The sequence below is a fragment of the Nitratireductor sp. GCM10026969 genome (assembly GCF_042660605.1).
Taxonomy (GTDB): Bacteria; Pseudomonadota; Alphaproteobacteria; order Rhizobiales; family Rhizobiaceae; genus Chelativorans.
Genome location: NZ_JBHSUM010000051.1, coordinates 1 through 18,003, shown reverse-complemented (window position 1 = coordinate 18,003; position 18,003 = coordinate 1). Strand labels below are relative to the sequence as shown.

Genomic DNA, 18,003 nt, shown 5'->3' with positions numbered 1-18,003 from the left:
AACGTCATGGTTTTGCCCAGCATGGCGGCTAAGGGAGAAGAAATCGGAGCTTTGTAGTCGGTTAGATATGAACAACCAGGTCAGAACAATGCGACGGACAAGGATCCGCCTGTCTGCCGCCTTCATCGTCGGGGCAGCCGCTCTCTTCAGCGCTACAGCGGTGCCGACCACGCCCGCCGCGGCGACGGAAGTCCGCTGGGTGGTCAACAACCAGGCAGTGACGAGCTACGACATCGAGCGCCGGGCCGCGCTTTTGCGGCTGATGCGACGCGGCGGCAACGTCAATGAGCTTGCAGCCGAGGAGATGGTCGAGCAGACCCTGCGGCAGCAAGAGATGGCGCGGCTCAACGTTCCCGTGACCGACGAAATGGTCGACAACGCCTACAACAACTTTGCCTCATCGAATAACATGACTGTAGCGCAGCTCGACCAGATCCTTGCCGAATCAGGGGTTACCAAGCAGCACTTCAAGGACTTCATCCGCACCCAGATCGGCTGGGGCCAGGTGGTGCGGGCTCGGCAACGCTCCTCGGATTCCCTGACGGAACAGGATGTCGTGCAGCGCATGCTGCAGCAGGGCGGCCAAAAACCGACCGCCATGGAATATAGGCTGCAGCGAGTGATCTTCGTCATCCCTTCCAGCCAGCGGTCGGCCCTTCTTGCCAAACGCAAACGCGAAGCGCAGTCCATGCGCGACCGCTTTCAGGGCTGCGATAACACGGTGGAGTTCGCCAAGGGTCTGGTCGACGTAACGGTGCGGGACATGGGCCGGGTGCTCGGGCCGGAACTGCCGGCGGAGTGGAAGGACCAGGTCGCCAATACCAGTCCTGGCAATGCCACGCCGGTGCGCGAAACGGAGCACGGCGTGGAATTCATCGGCGTGTGCAGTGCCCGTCAGGTCTCCGACGACCATGTCGCCAAGCTCGTTTTCGAGGATCAGGAAACGGGCGACGAGACGATGGAGCAGCTCTCGGAGCAGATCATGACGGAGCTGCGGGAGCGCTCGCGCATCATCAAGCGCTGAGCGCGCCGGTAAAGCCCTGGTGAGCGGACCGCCCCCCCATCCACTGGCAGTCACCATCGGCGAGCCCGCCGGGATCGGCCCGGAGATTCTGATTGCCGTGTGGCAAAGCCGTTCCGAGACACTGCCGGCCTTTTACGTGCTGGGCGACGCCGCACTCATCGCCGCGCGCGCGCGGCGGTTGAAGATCGACGTTCCGATCGCCGAAACGACGCCCGAAGAAGCCGCCGCGCATTTCGGGTCGGCCCTGCCGGTGGTAGCGCTGGAAAACCGGCTGGAGGATGCGCCGGGAAATCCCTCCGGCGTCAATGCAGCCGGTGTGATCGAGGCGATCACGCGCGGCGTGGAGGACGTGCTCGGCGGGCGCGCGGCGGGTCTCGTCACCTGCCCTATCGCCAAGAAACCGCTTTACGACGCCGGCTTCCGGTTTCCGGGACATACAGAGTTCCTCGGGCATCTCGCGGAGAAGGCGACCGGCGTGCCGGCAACGCCCATCATGATGCTGGCCGGTCCCGAACTGCGCACCGTGCCCGTCACCGTGCACCAGCCATTGAAGGAGGTGGCGGCAAGCCTGACCCGGGAGATGGTGGAACGGGCCGGCGAAATCGTCGGGCGGGATCTGGCGGAGCGCTTTGCCATCCCCTCTCCCCGGCTCGCGGTGGCCGGTCTCAACCCGCATGCCGGCGAGGGCGGCGCGATGGGCAGCGAGGACGCCGACATCATTGCCCCGGCCATCGCCGCACTGCGCGAAAAGGGCTTCGACGCCTTCGGGCCCCTCCCAGCCGACACGATGTTCCATGCGGCCGCGCGAAGAAAATACGACGTTGCCCTGTGCATGTATCACGACCAGGCGCTCATCCCGGTCAAGACGCTGGCCTTCGACGAAACGGTGAACGTCACGCTCGGCCTGCCCTTCATCCGCACCTCCCCCGACCACGGCACCGCCTTCGACATCGCGGGTAAGGGGCTTGCCCGGCCCGACAGCCTGGTGGCCGCCATCGGGCTTGCGCGGCAGCTGGCGGACAACGCCGCGCGAAACAGCCGATGAGCATGGGTGGCCTGCCGCCGCTGCGCGAGGTGATTCAGCGGCACGGTCTCTTCGCCAAGAAGGCGCTGGGCCAGAATTTCCTCCTCGACCTCAATCTGACCCGCAGGATCGCGCGCGTCGCCGCACCTCTCGAGCACGCAACTATCATCGAGGTGGGGCCGGGTCCGGGCGGGCTGACGCGCGCGCTGCTCAGCGAGGGCGCGGCAAGGGTCGTGGCGGTCGAGCGAGATGAGCGCTGCATCGCGGCTCTCGAGGAAATCGCGGCGCACTACCCGGGGCGGCTGGAAATCGTGGCCGACGACGCGCTGGCGGTGGATTTCGCCCGCCTGGCCGCGGGAGCCGGGCCGGTGAAGCTGGTTGCCAACCTGCCCTACAATATCGGCACGGAGTTGCTTATCCGCTGGCTGACGCCGGAACGCTGGCCGCCCTTCTACCAATCGATGTCTTTGATGTTCCAGCGCGAGGTCGCCGAGCGCATCGTCGCGCCGCCCGGCAGCCGACATTATGGCCGGCTCGGCGTGCTTGCCGGCTGGCGAACGGATGCGCGCATCGCCTTCGACGTCTCACCGGAGGCTTTCACTCCCCCGCCGAAGGTCACCTCCTCCGTCGTCGAGATCGTGCCGAAAAAGGCACCCCTGCCGGTCGAGGCGGGGAAGCTGGCACGGGTGACGGAAGCCGCCTTCGGCCAGCGGCGCAAGATGCTGCGCCAGAGCCTGAAGCGCCTCGGCGGCGAGGCGCTCCTGGCCGCGACCGGGATCGACGGGACGCGGCGGGCGGAGACACTGAGCGTCGAAGAATTCGTGACGCTGGCGAATGCACTTTGAGGGCAGGTGAAGGTCCGGGCTGGTCAGCGCCCTATTTGCTCTGCTGAATGCCGCGCCTCGACGCGGTTGACCGGCTATCCGGCCCCGCACGGGCCGTTTCTCACTCCGGCTTTTCCTCCAGCAGGCCGGCGACGAAGTCGAACAGCCCCGGCCGCCGGTCGCGGCGCAGGCGCTCCGCGGTGACGATTGCCTGAACGGCCTTGAAGGCGCGCGTCAGGTCGTCGTTGACGATGACGTAGTCGTAGTCGCGCCATTGCTCGATTTCTTGGCGGGCGTTCTTGAGGCGCGTTTCAATGACGTTGTCGGGATCCTCGGCGCGCCGTTTCAGCCGCGCCAGAAGCTCGCGGATCGTCGGCGGCAGGACGAAGACGGACACGATATCGCCGCGCATCTTCTCGCGCAGCTGTGCGGCGCCCTGCCAGTCGATATCGAACAGCATGTCGCGACCGGCAGCGATCGCCTCCTCCACCGGCTTGCGCGGTGTGCCGTAGAGGTTTCCGTGCACCTCGGCCCATTCGAGAAGTTCATCGCTGTCGCGCAGCATCTCGAATTCACGCTGGGTCTTGAAGTGGTAGTGCACGCCTTCGATCTCGCTGGCCCTGCGCGGCCGCGTGGTCACGCTGACCGACAGGGCAAATTCCTTGTCCTTCTCGAGAAGATTGCGCGCGATCGTCGACTTGCCGGCGCCGGAAGGCGAGGACAGGACGAGCATGATGCCCCTGCGGCGAATGCCGGCGGAGGGAAGATCCGGTTCCACGGTCGCTACTCCAAATTCTGCACCTGCTCCCGGAACTGATCGATGACCACCTTCAGTTCGAGGCCGATCGCCGTCACCGAAGCGGCATTCGACTTGGAGCACAGCGTATTCGATTCGCGGTTAAATTCCTGCGCAATGAAATCGAGCCTGCGCCCCACTGGCCCGTCCGCGGCAAGCAGCGCACGGGCGGATGCGATATGGGTCTTCAACCGGTCGAGCTCCTCGCGGATATCCGCCTTGGTGGCGAGAAAAGCAGCCTCCTGATGAAGCCGGTGCTCATCGAGCGCCGGGGCGGCGTCCATCAACAGCTGCACCTGCTCCTCGAGGCGGGCGCGAATGGCTGCCGGCTCGCGCGCGGGATCGTCTTCGGCTTTCCGGACGAGGTCCTCGATCGCGCTCAGCTGGCCTTCCAGAACGGCCGCCAGGGAGGCGCCCTCCTCGGCTCGGGCCATGGCAAGGTCCTCCAGCGCCGCATCCAGCGCCTTGAGCGCCAAGGCGTCGAGCCGGGCGCTCACCGTCTCGTCGGCGCTCGCGTCAGGCAGTTCCATGACGCCACGCAAGGCGAGCAGTCCGTCGGCCGTGGCGGGTGCCGTGCCGTAATCCCTGCACAGGCGGTCGGCCAAAGCCGCGACCTCGGCCAGGAAGGCCTCGTCGACAACAGGCCGGCACAACGCCTCACCGCGGCTGAGCGAAAGATTGGCATGAATGCTGCCGCGGGAAAAGGACTTCGCGATGTACGTTCGCGCCGGCTGTTCCAGCCGTTCGAGGCCATGGGGAAGGCGCAGGCGCGCTTCGAGACCGCGGCCATTGACGGATTTCAGCTCCCAGGTGACCGCCGCGATTTCGTCTTCGAGCACGGCTCGGGCGAACCCCGTCATGCTTTGTCGCTTCATGCTTTTCCTGCCGCCTTTCCAGCGGCACCCCGCGCCCAGAGCAGAGTGCGCTCACATTCGTTCGCTTGGCTGCTCTATCTGTTTATTTTCGCTGCATTTGTGCCACGCCAAGTGATTCCACTTGGCTGCAAAATGCTCTAGAACAAGTTCACCGTCTCACGGAAACGGTGAACTGATCCAACCATATGATCCATACAACTCCGGACGGAAGACCGGCTTCCACTTTTCCTGGAATTGCTCTCTAGTCAGAGGCGTTCTGCCCGTCGCCCGCGTTCCCGGCCGGCTCCTTCTCTTCGGCCTCTGCAGTTCTCTGTCGCTCGATGTCGCGCCAGCGGGCAACGTTCTCGTTATGCTCCTCAAGCGTCTCGGCGAAGACATGCCCACCCGTGCCATCGGCAACGAAATATAGCTCATCGGTAACCGACGGATTGGCGACCGCTTCCAGTGCCGCGCGCCCGGGATTGGCAATCGGCGTGGGCGGCAACCCGTCGATCAGATAGGTGTTGTAGGGCGTTTCCTTCTCCAGGTCGGAGCGGTAGATGGGCCGGTCGGCCGGTTTTCCCTTGCCGCCGAAAAGCCCGTAGACGATCGTCGGGTCCGACTGGAGCCGCATGCCGCGCTCGAGCCGGTTGAGAAAGACGGCAGCCACGCGCGGACGCTCGTCCGCAATGCCGGTCTCTTTCTCGACAATCGAGGCAAGCGTCACGAATTCCTGGATATCGTCAATCGGAAGGCCTTCCGCGCGGCGCTCCCAGATGCTCTTCACCAGTTCTTCCTGATGGGCGCGAAGCTTTTCGATCACTTCCTTGCGCGAGAGGCCGCGGGTGAAACGAAGCGTATCGGCGGCGAGGCTGCCTTCCGGTGGCAACTCCTCGGGCAATTCGCCGGAAAGTTCTTCCGTATTCGCCACCCGCTCGAACACCTGTTCGACCGTAAGCCCTTCGGGAAGCGTCAGCGAGTAAAGGACGGACTTGCCGCTCTCGAGAAGCTTCATGATCTCGTGCATGGATGCGCCGGCCTTGATCTCGTACTCACCCGCCTTGAGGTTGCTGTCCGCATCGTAGGCGCGAACGCCGAGCAGGAAGATGCGCGCGTCGCTGATGAGGCCCCGCCTCTCGAGCATATCGGCGATCTCGCGCACGCCCGTATTGGGGCGAATCATGACTGTCTCGGTGGTGGTCGACGGCCCCCGGCCATCAAACTCGCGCTTGCCGAAATAAAATGCCGCGCCGGCGACGACCACCAGGAAAACGACGCAGGACAGGACGAAGTTCATGAACACGACGAACTGGTTGCGCGAGCCCCGGGAGCGCCTGGGCGGCGGGGGTGTGCCCTTCTGAGGCCGGAGCACCTCGTGCGATGATTTGGCGGCAATCGGCCGTTTCGGACCTTCGCCGTTCCTCTCGCCCAAGTTATCCGAATTTCCGCTCATCGCGTTCAAACGGCTCCCTTCCGTCAGACGGAATCACCAATAGAGTGATACACAATGCGTCAAATTTCTGGCCACGAGGCTCGGCGACGCGCGCCGTCAAGCCTCGAAACGCCGGAAGACCAACGAAGCGTTGGTTCCTCCGAAGCCGAAGGAGTTCGACAGGGCAACGTCGACGGACCGCTCGCGCGGCTGGTTGGGAACGAGGTCGATCGCCGTTTCCGCTTCGGGATTGTCCAGGTTGATCGTCGGCGGAACCATGTTGTCGCGGATGGCCAGGATCGAGAAGATCGCCTCGGCCGCCCCCGCCGCGCCAAGGAGATGACCGATCGAGGACTTGGTCGACGACATGGAGATCTTCCCGGCCGCATCGCCGACCAGGCGCTCGACGGCGCCCAACTCGATCGTGTCGGCCATGGTGGAGGTGCCGTGGGCGTTGATGTAGTCGATGTCGTCCGGCGTCAATCCCGCCCGCTTGATCGCCGCCTTCATGCAGCGATAGGCGCCGTCGCCGTCCTCGGACGGCGCGGTAATGTGATAGGCGTCGCCCGACAGGCCGTAGCCGGCGATCTCGGCATAGATCTTCGCACCACGCGCCCTGGCGTGCTCGAGCTCTTCCAGAACCACGACCCCGGCCCCCTCGCCCATGACGAAACCGTCGCGGTCGCGGTCATAGGGACGGGACGCCTTCTCGGGCGTGTCGTTATAATTGGTGGACAACGCCTTGCAGGCGGAGAATCCGGCCATCGAAAGGCGGGTAACCGGCGATTCCGTCCCGCCGGCCAGCATGACGTCGGCATCGCCCAGCATGATCAGGCGCGCCGCGTCGCCGATGGCGTGCGCGCCGGTCGAGCAGGCCGTGACCACGGCGTGATTCGGCCCCTTCAGCCCGTGGCGGATCGATACCTGGCCCGAGACCAGATTGATGATGTTGCCGGGGATGAAAAACGGGCTGATGCGCCGCGGACCGCGCTCGCGCAGAAGCAGCGCGTTCTCGGCAATACCCTCGATGCCGCCGATCCCCGATCCGATCAGCACGCCGGTGGCGTTGCGGTCGTCATCGTTCTGCGGCTGCCACCCCGAATCGGCCAAGGCCTGGTCGGCGGCGGCAATGCCGTAGGTGATGAACTCACCGACCTTGCGCTGCTCGCGCGGCTCGAGGAAGGCGTCCGGATCGAACGCCCCCTCGCCCTCACGCGGGATGATGTTGGCGATCTTGCACGGCAGGTCGTCGACCTCGAACTGGTCGATGCGCCTAGCCGCGCTTCTGCCAGACAGCAGGCTCTTCCAACCGTGCTCGACTCCCACACCGAACGGCGAGAGGAGTCCCATACCCGTGACGACGACGCGTCTCATCTTATGGATTATCTCGCCATTGACGCTGCTTCATCCCGCATTTTGCGGGCCTCAGGCCGTTGCCTTCTCGATATACTTGATCGCGTCGCCGACGGTCAGGATCGTTTCCGCGGCATCGTCGGGAATCTCGACCCCGAACTCTTCCTCGAAGGCCATCACCAGTTCGACGGTGTCGAGGCTGTCCGCGCCGAGATCATCGATGAAGCTGGCCTGTTCGGTAACCTTGTCGGCATCGACGCCAAGGTGCTCGACGACGATTTTCTTGACGCGTTCTGCAGTATCGCTCATGTGGGAACCCTCGACTTCATGAATTTGCGGTCTTCGTTAGCGGCAGGATAGCCGCTAATCAAGCTGAAAAGATGCCTCTATCAACGGCATTGTCATCTCGACCCGCGCGAATATCACGGATCGGCGTGCCACGGAACACCGGCGGGGCGCCTTGCTCTCCAGGAACTTCAGATCATTACCATGCCGCCGTTCACGTGGATCGTCTGGCCCGTCACATAAGCCGCCTCGTCGGAAGCGAGATAGAGAACGGCCGAGGCGACCTCGTCGCCCGTGCCCATGCGCTTCATGGGGATGACCCCCATGATCGAATCGCGCTGCTTCTCGTTCAGTTTTCCGGTCATGGCTGTTTCGATGAAGCCCGGCGCCACGCAATTGACGGTGACGTTGCGGGTGGCGATCTCCTGGGCGAGCGACTTGGAAAAGCCGATCAGCCCGGCTTTCGAGGCACAGTAGTTGGCCTGGCCGGGATTGCCGGTGACGCCGACGACCGAGGAAATGTTGACGATGCGGCCGAAACGGCGGCGCATCATGGGATGGGTGAGTTCCCGGGTCAGGCGGAAGACGGAACCGAGATTGACCTCCAGCACGGAATCCCAGTCCTCGTCGCTCATGCGCACGAACAGGCCGTCTCGCGTGATGCCGGCATTGTTGACGAGGATTTCCACGCCCTCGAGCTCTGATTCGGCTTTTTGGGCCAACGCCTTGACTTCGCTGCGGTCGGACAGGTCGGCGGGAAATATCTTCGTGCGCTCGCCAAGTTCTCCGGCCAGCGCCTCCAGCTTTTCTACGCGCGTGCCGTGGAGGCCGACTGTGGCGCCCCGGGCGTGCAGCGCGCGGGCGATGGCCTCGCCGATGCCGCCCGATGCACCCGTTATCAGTGCCTTGCGGCCGGTGAGATCAAACATGGCCTGTTCCTTCCTCGAACATATTCCTCAGCCGAGCACCTTCATCGCCGCTTCGACATCGGCGGGCGTGTTGACGGTGACGGGCTTTATCTCACGGTTGATCCGGCGGGCAAGACCGCTCAGCACCTTGCCTGAACCGATTTCGAAGAGCGTGTCGACACCGTTCTCGCCGAGCCAATCGACGGTTTCGCGCCAGCGCACCCGCGCCGTCACCTGCTCTACCAGGCTGGCGGCGATCTCTTCCGGATCTGACAGCGGCGTGGCACTGACATTCGCCACGACCGGCACGGCGGGTGGGTTCGCCTTCACCTCGGCCAGCGCCTCGCGCATCCGCTCGGCTGCCGGCGCCATGAGCGCGGAGTGGAAGGGGGCGGAGACCGGCAGCATGATGGCGCGTTTGGCGCCCTTCTCACCGGCCAGCCGGGCCGCTTCCTCGACCGCCGGCCTGGCACCGGAGATCACGAGTTGCCCCCCGCCATTGTCATTGGCGATCTGGCACACGGAGCCGCGCCCCGCCTTGGCGCAGATGGCTTCTACATCCGACGGCTCCAGCCCGATGATGGCGGCCATAGCGCCCTCGCCGACGGGGACGGCCGCCTGCATGGCGTTGCCGCGGATGCGCAGCAGGCGCGCGGTGTCGGCGAGGCTGAAGGTGCCGGCGGCGCACAGCGCGGAATATTCGCCCAGAGAATGCCCGGCGACATAGGCCACCTTGTCGCGAATCGACAGACCGCCTTTCGCCATCACGCCGAGAGCGGCCATGGAGACAGCCATCAGCGCGGGCTGCGCATTGGCGGTCAGCGTCAGCTCGTCCTCGGGCCCTTCCCACATGATCCTGGACAGTCTTTGATTGAGCTCTTCGTCCACCTCCTCGAAGACGTCGCGCGCCTCGCCGAAGGCCTCGGCCAGTTCACGCCCCATGCCGACGGCCTGGCTGCCCTGGCCGGGAAAAGTGAAAGCGATGCCCATCGCAGGCTACTCCCAAAGCTCATCCATTCGGGTCGCAGGTGGTGGCCCAACATGCCCCCGCCGTCAAGCCTCTTGAGATTTCGCGCGCGATACGCGTTATCCCCGATGGAAACCGCCAGGGCCGCTCGCTTGGAGCCTGATGCGTATCATCGGTTTCGCCGGTCATGCCGTATCGCCACGCAGGTGCCGGCGGAGCACCTCGCCACCAAACGCTCCAACTTGCCCGCGCAGCCAAGCCGTATCCTACAAGTAATTGACTTCAAATTCCTTTTCCCCTCTCCTGTCAGGAGAAGTCAGGCGTCTTTGCGCGCCCGGTATGGCATCCTGGCGGCAAGTGGCCTATATGAAACCGGCTTCGTCATCCGACGCTTTCCTTGGCGGTTTGCCTGGCGTCCTTTCGCACACCATTTCAGCCTCTTGTTGGTCTCCATGCAGCACGCGATTTCCATCTCAGAGCTTTCCAAGGTCTATGATTCGGGGTTTACCGCCCTGCACGGGATCGATCTCGACATCCGCAACGGCGAGATCCTGGCGCTTCTCGGCCCGAACGGCGCCGGCAAGACGACGCTCATTTCCATCATCTGCGGCCTCGTGAACCCGACCACCGGCACGGTCACGGTGCGCGGCCACGACATCATCGAGGATTTCCGCGCGGCGCGGCAACTGATCGGCCTCGTGCCGCAGGAACTGCACACGGAAACCTTCGAGACGGTCTGGGACACGGTGAGCTACAGCCGCGGCCTGTTTGGCAAGAAGCCGAATCCGCAGCTGGTCGAGCAGATCCTGAGAGACCTTTCCCTCTGGGACAAGAAGGACAACAAGATCCTCGAGCTTTCCGGCGGCATGAAGCGGCGCGTCATGATCGCCAAGGCACTGGCGCACGAGCCGCAGATCCTGTTCCTCGACGAGCCGACGGCCGGCGTCGACGTGGAGTTGCGCAAGGACATGTGGCAGTTGGTGCGCCGGCTGCGGGAATCGGGCGTCACGATCATCCTCACCACCCATTATATCGAAGAGGCCGAAGAGATCGCCGACCGCGTGGGCGTGATCAACAAGGGCCGGCTCGTCGTCGTCGACGAGAAGAGCGAACTGATGCGCAAGCTCGGCAAGAAGCAGCTGACGCTCGAATTGAACGAGGCCATGCCGACGCTGCCGGAGACGCTCGGGCGCTACGACATCGAACTCGACGGTGGCGGCCGGCAGCTCGTCTACCGTTACGACACCCAGGCGGAGCGGACGGGGATCGCCTCCCTGCTCGCCGACCTCAACAGGGCCGGCGTCACGGTCAAGGATCTCAACACCCGACAAAGCTCGCTGGAAGACATTTTCGTCAGTCTCGTGGAGGAAGCACGGTGAATTTCGAGGCCGTCAAAGCCATTTACGCATTCGAGATGGCGCGTATGCGGCGCACAATGCTGCAAAGCGTGGTTTCGCCCGTGCTTTCCACCTCGCTCTATTTCGTCGTCTTCGGCGCGGCCATCGGCTCGCGCATCGAGGAGGTCAACGGTGTCCCGTACGGCTCGTTCATCGTGCCGGGACTGATGATGCTCACGCTCCTGCAGAACTCGATCTCCAATGCCTCCTTCGGCATCTATTTCCCGAAATTCATCGGCACCATCTACGAGGTTCTGTCAGCCCCCGTCTCCTTCGTGGAGATCCTGCTCGGCTATGTGGGTGCGGCGGCGACGAAGTCGATCATCCTCGGCGCCATCATCCTGGCCACGGCGCATCTCTTCGTGCCGATCGAGATCAAACATCCCTTCTGGATGCTCTTCTTCCTGGTGCTGACCGCCGTCACCTTCAGCCTGTTCGGCTTCATCATCGGCATCTGGGCCGACAATTTCGAGAAGCTGCAGCTCATCCCGCTGCTCGTCGTCACGCCGCTCGTCTTCCTCGGCGGCTCCTTCTATTCGGTGGAGATGCTGCCCGAATTCTGGCAGACGGTGACCTATTTCAATCCCGTGCTCTACCTCATCAGCGGCTTTCGCTGGAGCTTTTACGAGACGGCGGATGTGAGCCCGGTGATCAGCATTGCCATGATCACCCTGTTCCTCGCCTTCTGTCTCGGGCTCGTATGGTGGATCTTCAAGACGGGGTACCGGCTGAAGGCCTAGTTCCGCTCAAAAGATCGACGACAGGACCGTCGATATCGCGGCGATCGGCGTGACCGTGACGCCGGGACAGTTGGCATAGGGGAACTCCAGTGTTTCCAGCCATTTCCGGGAATGCGGCAGCGCGACTTTCACCTTAAGGGGTCCGGCGCGCGGATCGCAGGCGTTGGCCGTGTGGAGTGCGAACCAGGCCGTCCTATTCTTCGGCGACAGCACGACGGGCAACGGCGGCTCCGGGATCTTCGAAAAATAGGTGCTGCCGGAATATTCGGCATTGCCCGGCTGTGTGTCTCCCCCGTCGTCGAGGACGGCGATCGCCGGATAACCCCGCAGCACACATGCAGCCGCGCCGTCATACGTGAAGAGGTACACGTCGAACCTCTTGGACATGCCGGCGTCACCGAACTGGCTGCTCGTGACCCTGATGTCGGAAGGCGTGCAGGCCGGCAGGGGATTTTCCATCAGAGCGGCAAGGCTCTTCACGTCCTCCAGACGCTGCTGGACAGCCTCCTCGATGCACTCCTGAAGCTTCGTCTCGGGCGGACACATGTACGGGGTGCGTGCAAAAACCGACTGCTGCGCCTCGAAAGCCGCTCTCCAGTGCGCCGGCAGCTTTGGGCTCAAAGCGCCTGCGATCTGGTCAATCTGCCGCACCGCATCCAGCAGCTTGCGGCTGCTGCAGACCACCTTGTTGTAATCGTCGGCCTTGCTGTAACCGTCAGTGACGCCGGCGCCGTTTTCCGTCTGTGCGGACGCACCGCAGTCGGGAACGAACGGGTAACCGGGTTGCTGGGCGGGATTGGCTGGGCTGTCGAGCGACAGCGCCGGCAGGACCGTCGATATGGCGTTGTAGGCCTGGATCAGACAGTCGACATCGCCGCCGCAGCGATCGCGGGAGCCGTGCATCCATGAGACTTGCAGCTCCTTGTACTTCCTCGCGAGCGCTGAGCCTTCCTCGACCGAACCGAGGAGCTGGTGATAGGTCTTCGCCAGTTCCTCATCCAGTTTGGCGAGTTCGGGCGTATTGCAGATGGCCCACTCGGTGTTGGTTTCGGCCCTGCCGCAATCGAAGCTTTGAGCGGGCGCCGCGAAGGACCAAAGGACGGCAAGAATAGCAACCAAACAGGCGAGGAATCTCGAAATGCGCATAATTATTCCCTATTTTCAATGGTTTATGAAATGAATGAAAAGGGAAACCCATCTGCTTCCTTCTCTACCAGAAGTCAAGCGTGCCGGGTAGCACTTGGGCACGCCGGTTCATGGGTTGCATCCGGGGCAAAACCCTGTATAAGCGCGCGGTCTGCCGGTCTCAGCCGGGGGCTGAACGGAGGGCCGGACGCTGGCGTCCGCCGTGAAGACAGAAGTTTTCCGCCTCCCGTGTCTCCGCTCTCGACCGTCTCCAACATGCGCCTTTCTTCTCCGGGTTTCCGGCAAGGAGGTCGCTGAGGCTTAGCCGCTGGGTCCGGACAGGCAGGAAAGCAGAAGAAAGGCAAGACAATGGCTCTTTACGAACATGTGTTTCTTGCCCGGCAGGATCTCTCGCCGCAGCAGATCGATGCGCTTGTCGAGCAATACAAGGGCGTCATCGAGAACGGCGGCGGCAGCATCGGCCGGGTCGAGACTTGGGGACTGAAGTCCCTCGCCTACCGGATCAAGAAGAACCGCAAGGCCTATTTCACGCTCATGGACCTCGACGCGCCGGCCGAGGCGGTCAAGGAGATGGAGCGGCAGATGGGGCTTTCCGAGGACATCCTGCGCTTCATGACGGTGCGCGTGGACGCCCACGAGGAAGGCCCGTCGGCGATGATGCAGCGCCGCGACGATCGTGGCCGCCGCGACGACCGCGGCCCGCGTAGGGACCGGGACGACGGCCCGCGGCGGGACCGCGACGATGGTCCGCGACGGGATCGCGACGATGGTCCGCGCCGTCAGCGCGAAAGCAGTGAGGGAGCCCAGCAATGATCGACATCAACCAGATCCCGACCCGGCGCCCCTTCCACCGGCGCCGCAAGACCTGCCCGTTCTCCGGCGCCAATGCGCCGAAGATCGACTACAAGGACGTGAAGCTCCTGCAGCGCTATATTTCCGAGCGCGGCAAGATCGTTCCTTCGCGGATCACCGCGGTGAGCCAGAAGAAGCAGCGCGAGCTCGCCCGGGCGATCAAGCGTGCGCGCTTTCTGGGTCTCCTGCCCTACATGGTGAAGTAAGGCCGGCGCGGGCACTTTCGGTGCCCGCCCCCTCCCCCGCGGCGGGCGCGGAGCGAGGTATACGAAAATCCCGAGTTGGGGCGGCAAGCCCCTAACTGCCGACGGGGCAGGACAGCGAACCAGCCGCAAGGCACCCCGTTTCCTGACCTGCCTCCTGATTGCAACCGGCGCCTGGCGCCGAAAGGAAACGGAAACGATGGAAATCATTCTTCTCGAACGCATCCCGCGGCTCGGCCAGATGGGCGATGTCGTGAAGGTCAAGGACGGCTTTGCGCGCAACTTCCTCCTGCCCCAGGGCAAGGCCCTGCGCGCCAACGCGGCCAACAAGAAGAAGTTCGAATCGCAACGTGCCGATCTGGAAGCACGCAATCTCGAGCAGCGCAAGGAAGCCGAAGGCGTCGCCGAGAAGCTCGACGGCAAGACCTTCGTCGCCATTCGCTCGGCCGCCGAAACCGGTCAGCTCTACGGCTCCGTCTCGCCGCGCGACATCGTGCAAATCCTCAACGAGGAAGGCTTCAAGATCGGTCGCAATCAGGTCGAGCTCAACCAGCCGATCAAGACCATCGGTATCACCAATGTGGCAATCGCCCTGCATCCGGAGGTGATCGTCACCATCTCGCTCAACATCGCCCGCTCGGATGACGAGGCCGAACGGCAGGCACGCGGCGAGACACTCGATTCGGCCGAGGCCATCTACGGCGAAGACGTCAACGAGAGCGCGCGCCCCGAGGCGTTCTTCGATCCCGAGGCCGAATACGGCACGGAAGAGGAAGGCGCTCCGGCGAGCGAAGAGACCGGCGGCGACGAGGCGGAAGAGAACGCCTGACATCGCCCAACCGGGCGGAATTTTTAAGGGGGCCGGCGGCAACGTCCGGCCCCTTCACTTTTTCTGAGCCAACGGTTCAGCAGATTTGAACCAATTGCATCGCCAGCCTTGCCAAACCCAGCGAACAGGGGATTTCGCACACCTGACCATCCCGACAGCTGCGGCCATCCTTGCCGGCGGCGGAAGCAGCCAGCCTTTTCAAGTACTAGCTATCTGATACATAATGATATTGTCCCAGAGCTTTGGGGGTAAGTGATGAATCGGTTGCTTGCAAATTTGGCTGCGCACCTGGTGCGGACCGGAAATCTGACCATCACCGGCGCAGACGGCGCCGTGCACAATTTCGGCGACGGGTCGGGGGAACCGGTGCATGTCATCATCCATACCAGACGGGCGGAACGGGCGATTGCCTTCGACCCCATGCTGGCTGTGCCGGAAGCTTATATGGACGGCGCGCTGGACTTCGAAAAAGGCGATCCGCTGGCGCTGGTGAAGCTGACCTATGAGAACATGGAGGCCGGCGGGGGCGAGGTGCTGGCGATGAAGCTCGGCGAAGGCCTGCGCTTCCTCTTCCGCCGCCTGCACCAGTTCAATCCGGCGAAGCGTTCCAGGCGCAACGTGCAGCGCCACTACGACCTTTCGGGCGAGCTCTATCGCCTCTTCCTCGACGAGGACATGCAGTATTCCTGCGCCTATTTTCCCGCGCCCGACATTTCCCTTGAAGAGGCCCAGCGCGCCAAGAAGCGCCACATCGCCGCCAAGCTCGCACTCGGGCCGGGCCAGAGGGTGCTCGACATCGGCTCGGGCTGGGGCGGCATGGGGCTTTACCTGGCGCGCCAGTTCGATGTCGACGTGCTGGGTGTGACGCTTTCGCAAGAGCAGCACACGGTTTCCCAGGAGCGCGCACGGAAAGAGGCGCTTGCCGGGAAAGCACGCTTCGAGATCGCCGATTACCGGGCGCTCTCCGGTCCCTTCAACCGAATCGTCTCCGTCGGCATGTTCGAGCATGTGGGTATCAACCACTACCGTACGTTCTTCGACAAGTGCGCGCAGCTCATGAGCGACGACGGCGTGATGCTTCTGCACACGATCGGCCGCACCTCCGGACCGTCGGTCACCAACGCCTTCATCCGCAAATACATCTTTCCCGGCGGCTACATCCCCTCGCTGTCGGAAATCCTGCCAGCGATCGAGAAATCCGGTCTCATCGTCACCGATGTCGAGGTGTTGCGGCTCCACTATGCCGAAACGCTGAAGAACTGGCGCGAGCGTTTCATGGCCAACCGCGACAAGGCGGTGGAGATCTATGATGAGCGATTCGCGCGCATGTGGGAATTCTACCTGGCGGGCTCCGAGGCTTCCTTCCGCTGGCAGGACATGGTGAACTTCCAGATCCAGATCGCCAAGAAACGCGACACGCTGCCGCTCACGCGCGACTATATGGGCGAGACTGAGAAGCGCTTGGCCGCACCTGCAAGGGCAAAGACGTTTACCGACGCGGCGGAATAGGAATATTCTCCACCGTGACGAAGTGATTCGCCTGTCAAGCGGGACAGTACTTTCCGCCGCAGCCGGCAAGCCGGCATGTGGATATCGGGTGCTTCGGCGCGCCACGCATCGGAACGGCTTACACCCGGCGACCCGAGGGTCTAGGAGAGTACATCTGATTGGGGGGTGCCGGATCGTGTCGTTGTGCCGGCAACCGACAAAACGGAAGAACCGATGGCCGACGCAGTCCGCAAGCTCAACACAGCGGAGGCGCCTCTTTATCGCGAGGCGCCCAACAATATCGAGGCCGAGCAGGCATTGCTCGGGGCGATCCTGGTCAACAACGACGCGTTCTACCGGGTCTCAGATTTCCTGAAGCCCACGCATTTCTACGAGCCGCTGCACCGCAAGATCTACGAGGTGGCGGGCGAGCTCGTCCGCATGGGCAAGATGGCCAACCCGGTAACGCTCAAGACCTTCCTCCCCGCCAACGAAAAGGTCGGGGAACTCACGGTCCAGCAATATCTGGCGCGGCTCGCAGCCGAGGCCGTGACCGTCATCAACGCCGCCGATTACGGCCGCGCCATCTATGACCTCGCCGTACGCCGGGCATTGATCACCGTCGGCGAGGACATGGTCAACATCGCATATGACGCGCCGGTCGACATGGCGCCGGCCGAGCAGATCGAGGACGCCGAGCGGCGGCTCTTCGAACTGGCGGAAACCGGACGTTACGACGGCGGCTTCGAGAGCTTCGGCGATGCCACCAAGACCGCCATCGACCTGGCGAACGCCGCCTTCATGCGCGACGGTCACCTTTCGGGCATCGCCACCGGCCTGCGCGACCTCGACCGGCGCATGGGCGGGCTGCAGCCTTCCGACCTCGTCATCCTCGCCGGCCGCCCCGGCATGGGCAAGACGTCGCTCGCCACCAACATCGCTTTCAATATCGCCAATGCCTACGAGCCGGCTCAGCAGGCGGACGGGTCCTTCAAGGCGGCCAATGGCGGCGTTGTCGGCTTCTTCTCGCTGGAGATGTCGTCGGAGCAGCTCGCCACCCGCATCATCTCCGAGCAGACGGAGATCCCCTCCTCCAAGATCCGGCGTGGCGAGATCACCGAGGCGGATTTCGAGAAGCTGGTCGGCTGTGCGCAGATGATGCAGAAGATCCCGCTCTTCATCGACCAGACGGGCGGCATCTCCATCGCCCAGCTCGCCGCGCGGGCGCGCCGGCTGAAACGTCAGCGCGGGCTCGACGTCATCGTCATCGACTATGTGCAGCTGATGCAGGGGACCTCCGCTCGGGCGGCCCAGAACCGCGTCCAGGAAATCACCGAGATCACCACCGGCCTGAAGGCGCTGGCAAAGGAACTCGGCGTGCCTATCATCGCGCTGTCGCAGCTTTCGCGTCAGGTGGAAAGCCGCGACGACAAGCGGCCGCAGCTTTCGGACCTGCGCGAATCAGGCTCCATCGAGCAGGACGCCGACGTGGTTCTCTTCGTCTATCGCGAGGAGTATTATCTGAACAATCGCGAGCCGAAACCGGGCTCGGAAGAGCATCTGAAATGGGAGGCGGAGATGAACGAGGCGCGCGGCAAGGCCGAAGTCATCATCGCCAAACAGCGCCACGGACCTACCGGAGCGGTCAATCTCGGCTTTCAGGGTGAGTTCACGCGCTTCTCGGATCTGGCAGAAGAATCGCACCTGCCGGAGCGCTTCGAATAGACGTGGAACAGGCGCCCCATATGAGCGGCAGCGGCCCGGCGCCGCATCTGGCGGGCGGGCGACTGACGATCGACCTCGACGCACTGGCCGACAATTACCGCCTGCTGGCAAAGCGCTCCGCGCCCGCCGAGGCGAGCGCGGTGGTGAAGGCCGACG

18 protein-coding genes and 1 pseudogene are annotated in these 18,003 nt (G+C 63.6%); 11 read left to right on the top strand and 8 right to left on the bottom strand.

Features of this window, described 5'->3' with window-relative positions; translation table 11 throughout:
- Positions 1-88 precede the first annotated feature (88 nt).
- From ACFP9U_RS12505 to rsmA, 3 genes are read left to right on the top strand one after another with little or no spacing between them, the layout of a single operon-like run.
- Entirely contained in the window at positions 89-1,024 is a 936-nt protein-coding gene (locus ACFP9U_RS12505) for a peptidylprolyl isomerase (protein ID WP_378621818.1), read from the top strand.
- A gap of 19 nt (positions 1,025-1,043) precedes the next feature.
- On the top strand, positions 1,044-2,069 hold the full coding sequence (pdxA, locus tag ACFP9U_RS12500; protein WP_378621817.1) for a 4-hydroxythreonine-4-phosphate dehydrogenase PdxA: 1,026 nt from the start codon (positions 1,044-1,046) through the stop codon (positions 2,067-2,069).
- Entirely contained in the window at positions 2,066-2,893 is an 828-nt protein-coding gene (gene rsmA, locus ACFP9U_RS12495) for a 16S rRNA (adenine(1518)-N(6)/adenine(1519)-N(6))-dimethyltransferase RsmA (RefSeq protein WP_378621815.1), read from the top strand. The genes pdxA and rsmA overlap by 4 nt, the downstream gene beginning before the upstream one ends.
- A gap of 100 nt (positions 2,894-2,993) precedes the next feature.
- Here rsmA and gmk read toward each other — a convergent pair whose 3' ends face one another.
- From gmk to fabD, 7 genes are all read right to left on the bottom strand, one after another.
- Positions 2,994-3,605 carry a guanylate kinase gene (gene gmk / locus ACFP9U_RS12490; protein WP_322450516.1) on the bottom strand — a complete coding sequence of 204 codons (612 nt, stop codon included), beginning with the start codon at positions 3,603-3,605 and terminating at the stop codon, positions 2,994-2,996.
- Between the two features lie 50 nt (positions 3,606-3,655).
- The gene (locus tag ACFP9U_RS12485; protein WP_378621814.1) at positions 3,656-4,543 is read right to left on the bottom strand and encodes a YicC/YloC family endoribonuclease; all 888 of its coding nucleotides are present in this window, start codon (positions 4,541-4,543) and stop codon (positions 3,656-3,658) included.
- 241 nt (positions 4,544-4,784) lie between these two features.
- Positions 4,785-5,975 carry an endolytic transglycosylase MltG gene (gene mltG, locus ACFP9U_RS12480; RefSeq protein ID WP_378621812.1) on the bottom strand — a complete coding sequence of 397 codons (1,191 nt, stop codon included), beginning with the start codon at positions 5,973-5,975 and terminating at the stop codon, positions 4,785-4,787.
- 96 nt (positions 5,976-6,071) lie between these two features.
- Positions 6,072-7,328: a beta-ketoacyl-ACP synthase II gene (gene fabF, locus ACFP9U_RS12475; RefSeq protein ID WP_378621810.1), complete on the bottom strand. Its 1,257-nt coding sequence runs from the start codon at positions 7,326-7,328 to the stop codon at positions 6,072-6,074.
- A gap of 51 nt (positions 7,329-7,379) precedes the next feature.
- Positions 7,380-7,616 carry an acyl carrier protein gene (locus tag ACFP9U_RS12470; RefSeq protein WP_261520798.1) on the bottom strand — a complete coding sequence of 79 codons (237 nt, stop codon included), beginning with the start codon at positions 7,614-7,616 and terminating at the stop codon, positions 7,380-7,382.
- Between the two features lie 167 nt (positions 7,617-7,783).
- Complete coding sequence (gene fabG / locus ACFP9U_RS12465; RefSeq protein ID WP_378621809.1) at positions 7,784-8,521, bottom strand: 3-oxoacyl-[acyl-carrier-protein] reductase; 738 nt, start codon at positions 8,519-8,521, stop codon at positions 7,784-7,786.
- A gap of 27 nt (positions 8,522-8,548) precedes the next feature.
- Positions 8,549-9,490 (bottom strand): ACP S-malonyltransferase, encoded by a 942-nt coding sequence (gene fabD, locus ACFP9U_RS12460; protein ID WP_378621807.1) that lies wholly within the window; start codon positions 9,488-9,490, stop codon positions 8,549-8,551.
- 429 nt (positions 9,491-9,919) lie between these two features.
- On the opposite strand from fabD, the gene ACFP9U_RS12455 reads away from it, so the two are divergent.
- Both ACFP9U_RS12455 and ACFP9U_RS12450 read left to right on the top strand, forming a co-directional pair.
- Complete coding sequence (locus tag ACFP9U_RS12455; RefSeq protein ID WP_378621806.1) at positions 9,920-10,846, top strand: ABC transporter ATP-binding protein; 927 nt, start codon at positions 9,920-9,922, stop codon at positions 10,844-10,846.
- Complete coding sequence (locus ACFP9U_RS12450; protein WP_378621804.1) at positions 10,843-11,604, top strand: ABC transporter permease; 762 nt, start codon at positions 10,843-10,845, stop codon at positions 11,602-11,604. Before ACFP9U_RS12455 ends, ACFP9U_RS12450 begins: the two co-directional genes overlap by 4 nt.
- A gap of 6 nt (positions 11,605-11,610) precedes the next feature.
- On the opposite strand, the gene ACFP9U_RS12445 is transcribed toward ACFP9U_RS12450, so the two are convergent.
- Positions 11,611-12,750, bottom strand: a complete 1,140-nt coding sequence (locus tag ACFP9U_RS12445; RefSeq protein WP_378621802.1) for a DUF4232 domain-containing protein — start codon at positions 12,748-12,750, stop codon at positions 11,611-11,613.
- A 348-nt stretch (positions 12,751-13,098) separates the two neighbouring features.
- Here ACFP9U_RS12445 and rpsF point away from each other — a divergent pair, with 348 nt between their 5' ends.
- From rpsF to ACFP9U_RS12415, 6 genes and pseudogenes are all read left to right on the top strand, one after another.
- A complete protein-coding gene (gene rpsF, locus ACFP9U_RS12440) occupies positions 13,099-13,563 on the top strand; it encodes a 30S ribosomal protein S6 (RefSeq protein WP_378621801.1) in 465 nt (154 codons plus the stop codon).
- Positions 13,560-13,808, top strand: a complete 249-nt coding sequence (gene rpsR / locus ACFP9U_RS12435) for a 30S ribosomal protein S18 (RefSeq protein WP_322450076.1) — start codon at positions 13,560-13,562, stop codon at positions 13,806-13,808. Before rpsF ends, rpsR begins: the two co-directional genes overlap by 4 nt.
- Positions 13,809-14,004: 196 nt before the next feature.
- Positions 14,005-14,634 carry a 50S ribosomal protein L9 gene (gene rplI, locus ACFP9U_RS12430; RefSeq protein ID WP_378621798.1) on the top strand — a complete coding sequence of 210 codons (630 nt, stop codon included), beginning with the start codon at positions 14,005-14,007 and terminating at the stop codon, positions 14,632-14,634.
- A 255-nt stretch (positions 14,635-14,889) separates the two neighbouring features.
- The gene (locus ACFP9U_RS12425) at positions 14,890-16,143 is read left to right on the top strand and encodes a class I SAM-dependent methyltransferase (RefSeq protein WP_378621796.1); all 1,254 of its coding nucleotides are present in this window, start codon (positions 14,890-14,892) and stop codon (positions 16,141-16,143) included.
- A 213-nt stretch (positions 16,144-16,356) separates the two neighbouring features.
- A complete protein-coding gene (locus ACFP9U_RS12420; protein ID WP_378621795.1) occupies positions 16,357-17,847 on the top strand; it encodes a replicative DNA helicase in 1,491 nt (496 codons plus the stop codon).
- A gap of 20 nt (positions 17,848-17,867) precedes the next feature.
- A pseudogene (locus ACFP9U_RS12415) lies at positions 17,868-18,003 on the top strand (alanine racemase); the annotation flags it as partial.

Bases quoted from the DNA above. Each gene is read 5' to 3' on its own strand.
- rpsR (WP_322450076.1), top strand. From the start codon at position 13,560: ATGATCGACATCAACCAGATCCCGACCCGGCGCCCCTTCCACCGGCGC.
- fabF (WP_378621810.1), bottom strand. From the start codon at position 7,328: ATGAGACGCGTCGTCGTCACGGGTATGGGACTCCTCTCGCCGTTCGGT.
- gmk (WP_322450516.1), bottom strand. From the start codon at position 3,605: ATGCTCGTCCTGTCCTCGCCTTCCGGCGCCGGCAAGTCGACGATCGCG.
- fabD (WP_378621807.1), bottom strand. From the start codon at position 9,490: ATGGGCATCGCTTTCACTTTTCCCGGCCAGGGCAGCCAGGCCGTCGGC.
- ACFP9U_RS12470 (WP_261520798.1), bottom strand. From the start codon at position 7,616: ATGAGCGATACTGCAGAACGCGTCAAGAAAATCGTCGTCGAGCACCTT.
- ACFP9U_RS12425 (WP_378621796.1), top strand. From the start codon at position 14,890: ATGAATCGGTTGCTTGCAAATTTGGCTGCGCACCTGGTGCGGACCGGA.
- ACFP9U_RS12445 (WP_378621802.1), bottom strand. From the start codon at position 12,750: ATGCGCATTTCGAGATTCCTCGCCTGTTTGGTTGCTATTCTTGCCGTC.
- rsmA (WP_378621815.1), top strand. From the start codon at position 2,066: ATGAGCATGGGTGGCCTGCCGCCGCTGCGCGAGGTGATTCAGCGGCAC.
- ACFP9U_RS12485 (WP_378621814.1), bottom strand. From the start codon at position 4,543: ATGAAGCGACAAAGCATGACGGGGTTCGCCCGAGCCGTGCTCGAAGAC.
- rplI (WP_378621798.1), top strand. From the start codon at position 14,005: ATGGAAATCATTCTTCTCGAACGCATCCCGCGGCTCGGCCAGATGGGC.
- ACFP9U_RS12505 (WP_378621818.1), top strand. From the start codon at position 89: ATGCGACGGACAAGGATCCGCCTGTCTGCCGCCTTCATCGTCGGGGCA.
- ACFP9U_RS12455 (WP_378621806.1), top strand. From the start codon at position 9,920: ATGCAGCACGCGATTTCCATCTCAGAGCTTTCCAAGGTCTATGATTCG.
- rpsF (WP_378621801.1), top strand. From the start codon at position 13,099: ATGGCTCTTTACGAACATGTGTTTCTTGCCCGGCAGGATCTCTCGCCG.
- mltG (WP_378621812.1), bottom strand. From the start codon at position 5,975: ATGAGCGGAAATTCGGATAACTTGGGCGAGAGGAACGGCGAAGGTCCG.
- ACFP9U_RS12420 (WP_378621795.1), top strand. From the start codon at position 16,357: ATGGCCGACGCAGTCCGCAAGCTCAACACAGCGGAGGCGCCTCTTTAT.
- fabG (WP_378621809.1), bottom strand. From the start codon at position 8,521: ATGTTTGATCTCACCGGCCGCAAGGCACTGATAACGGGTGCATCGGGC.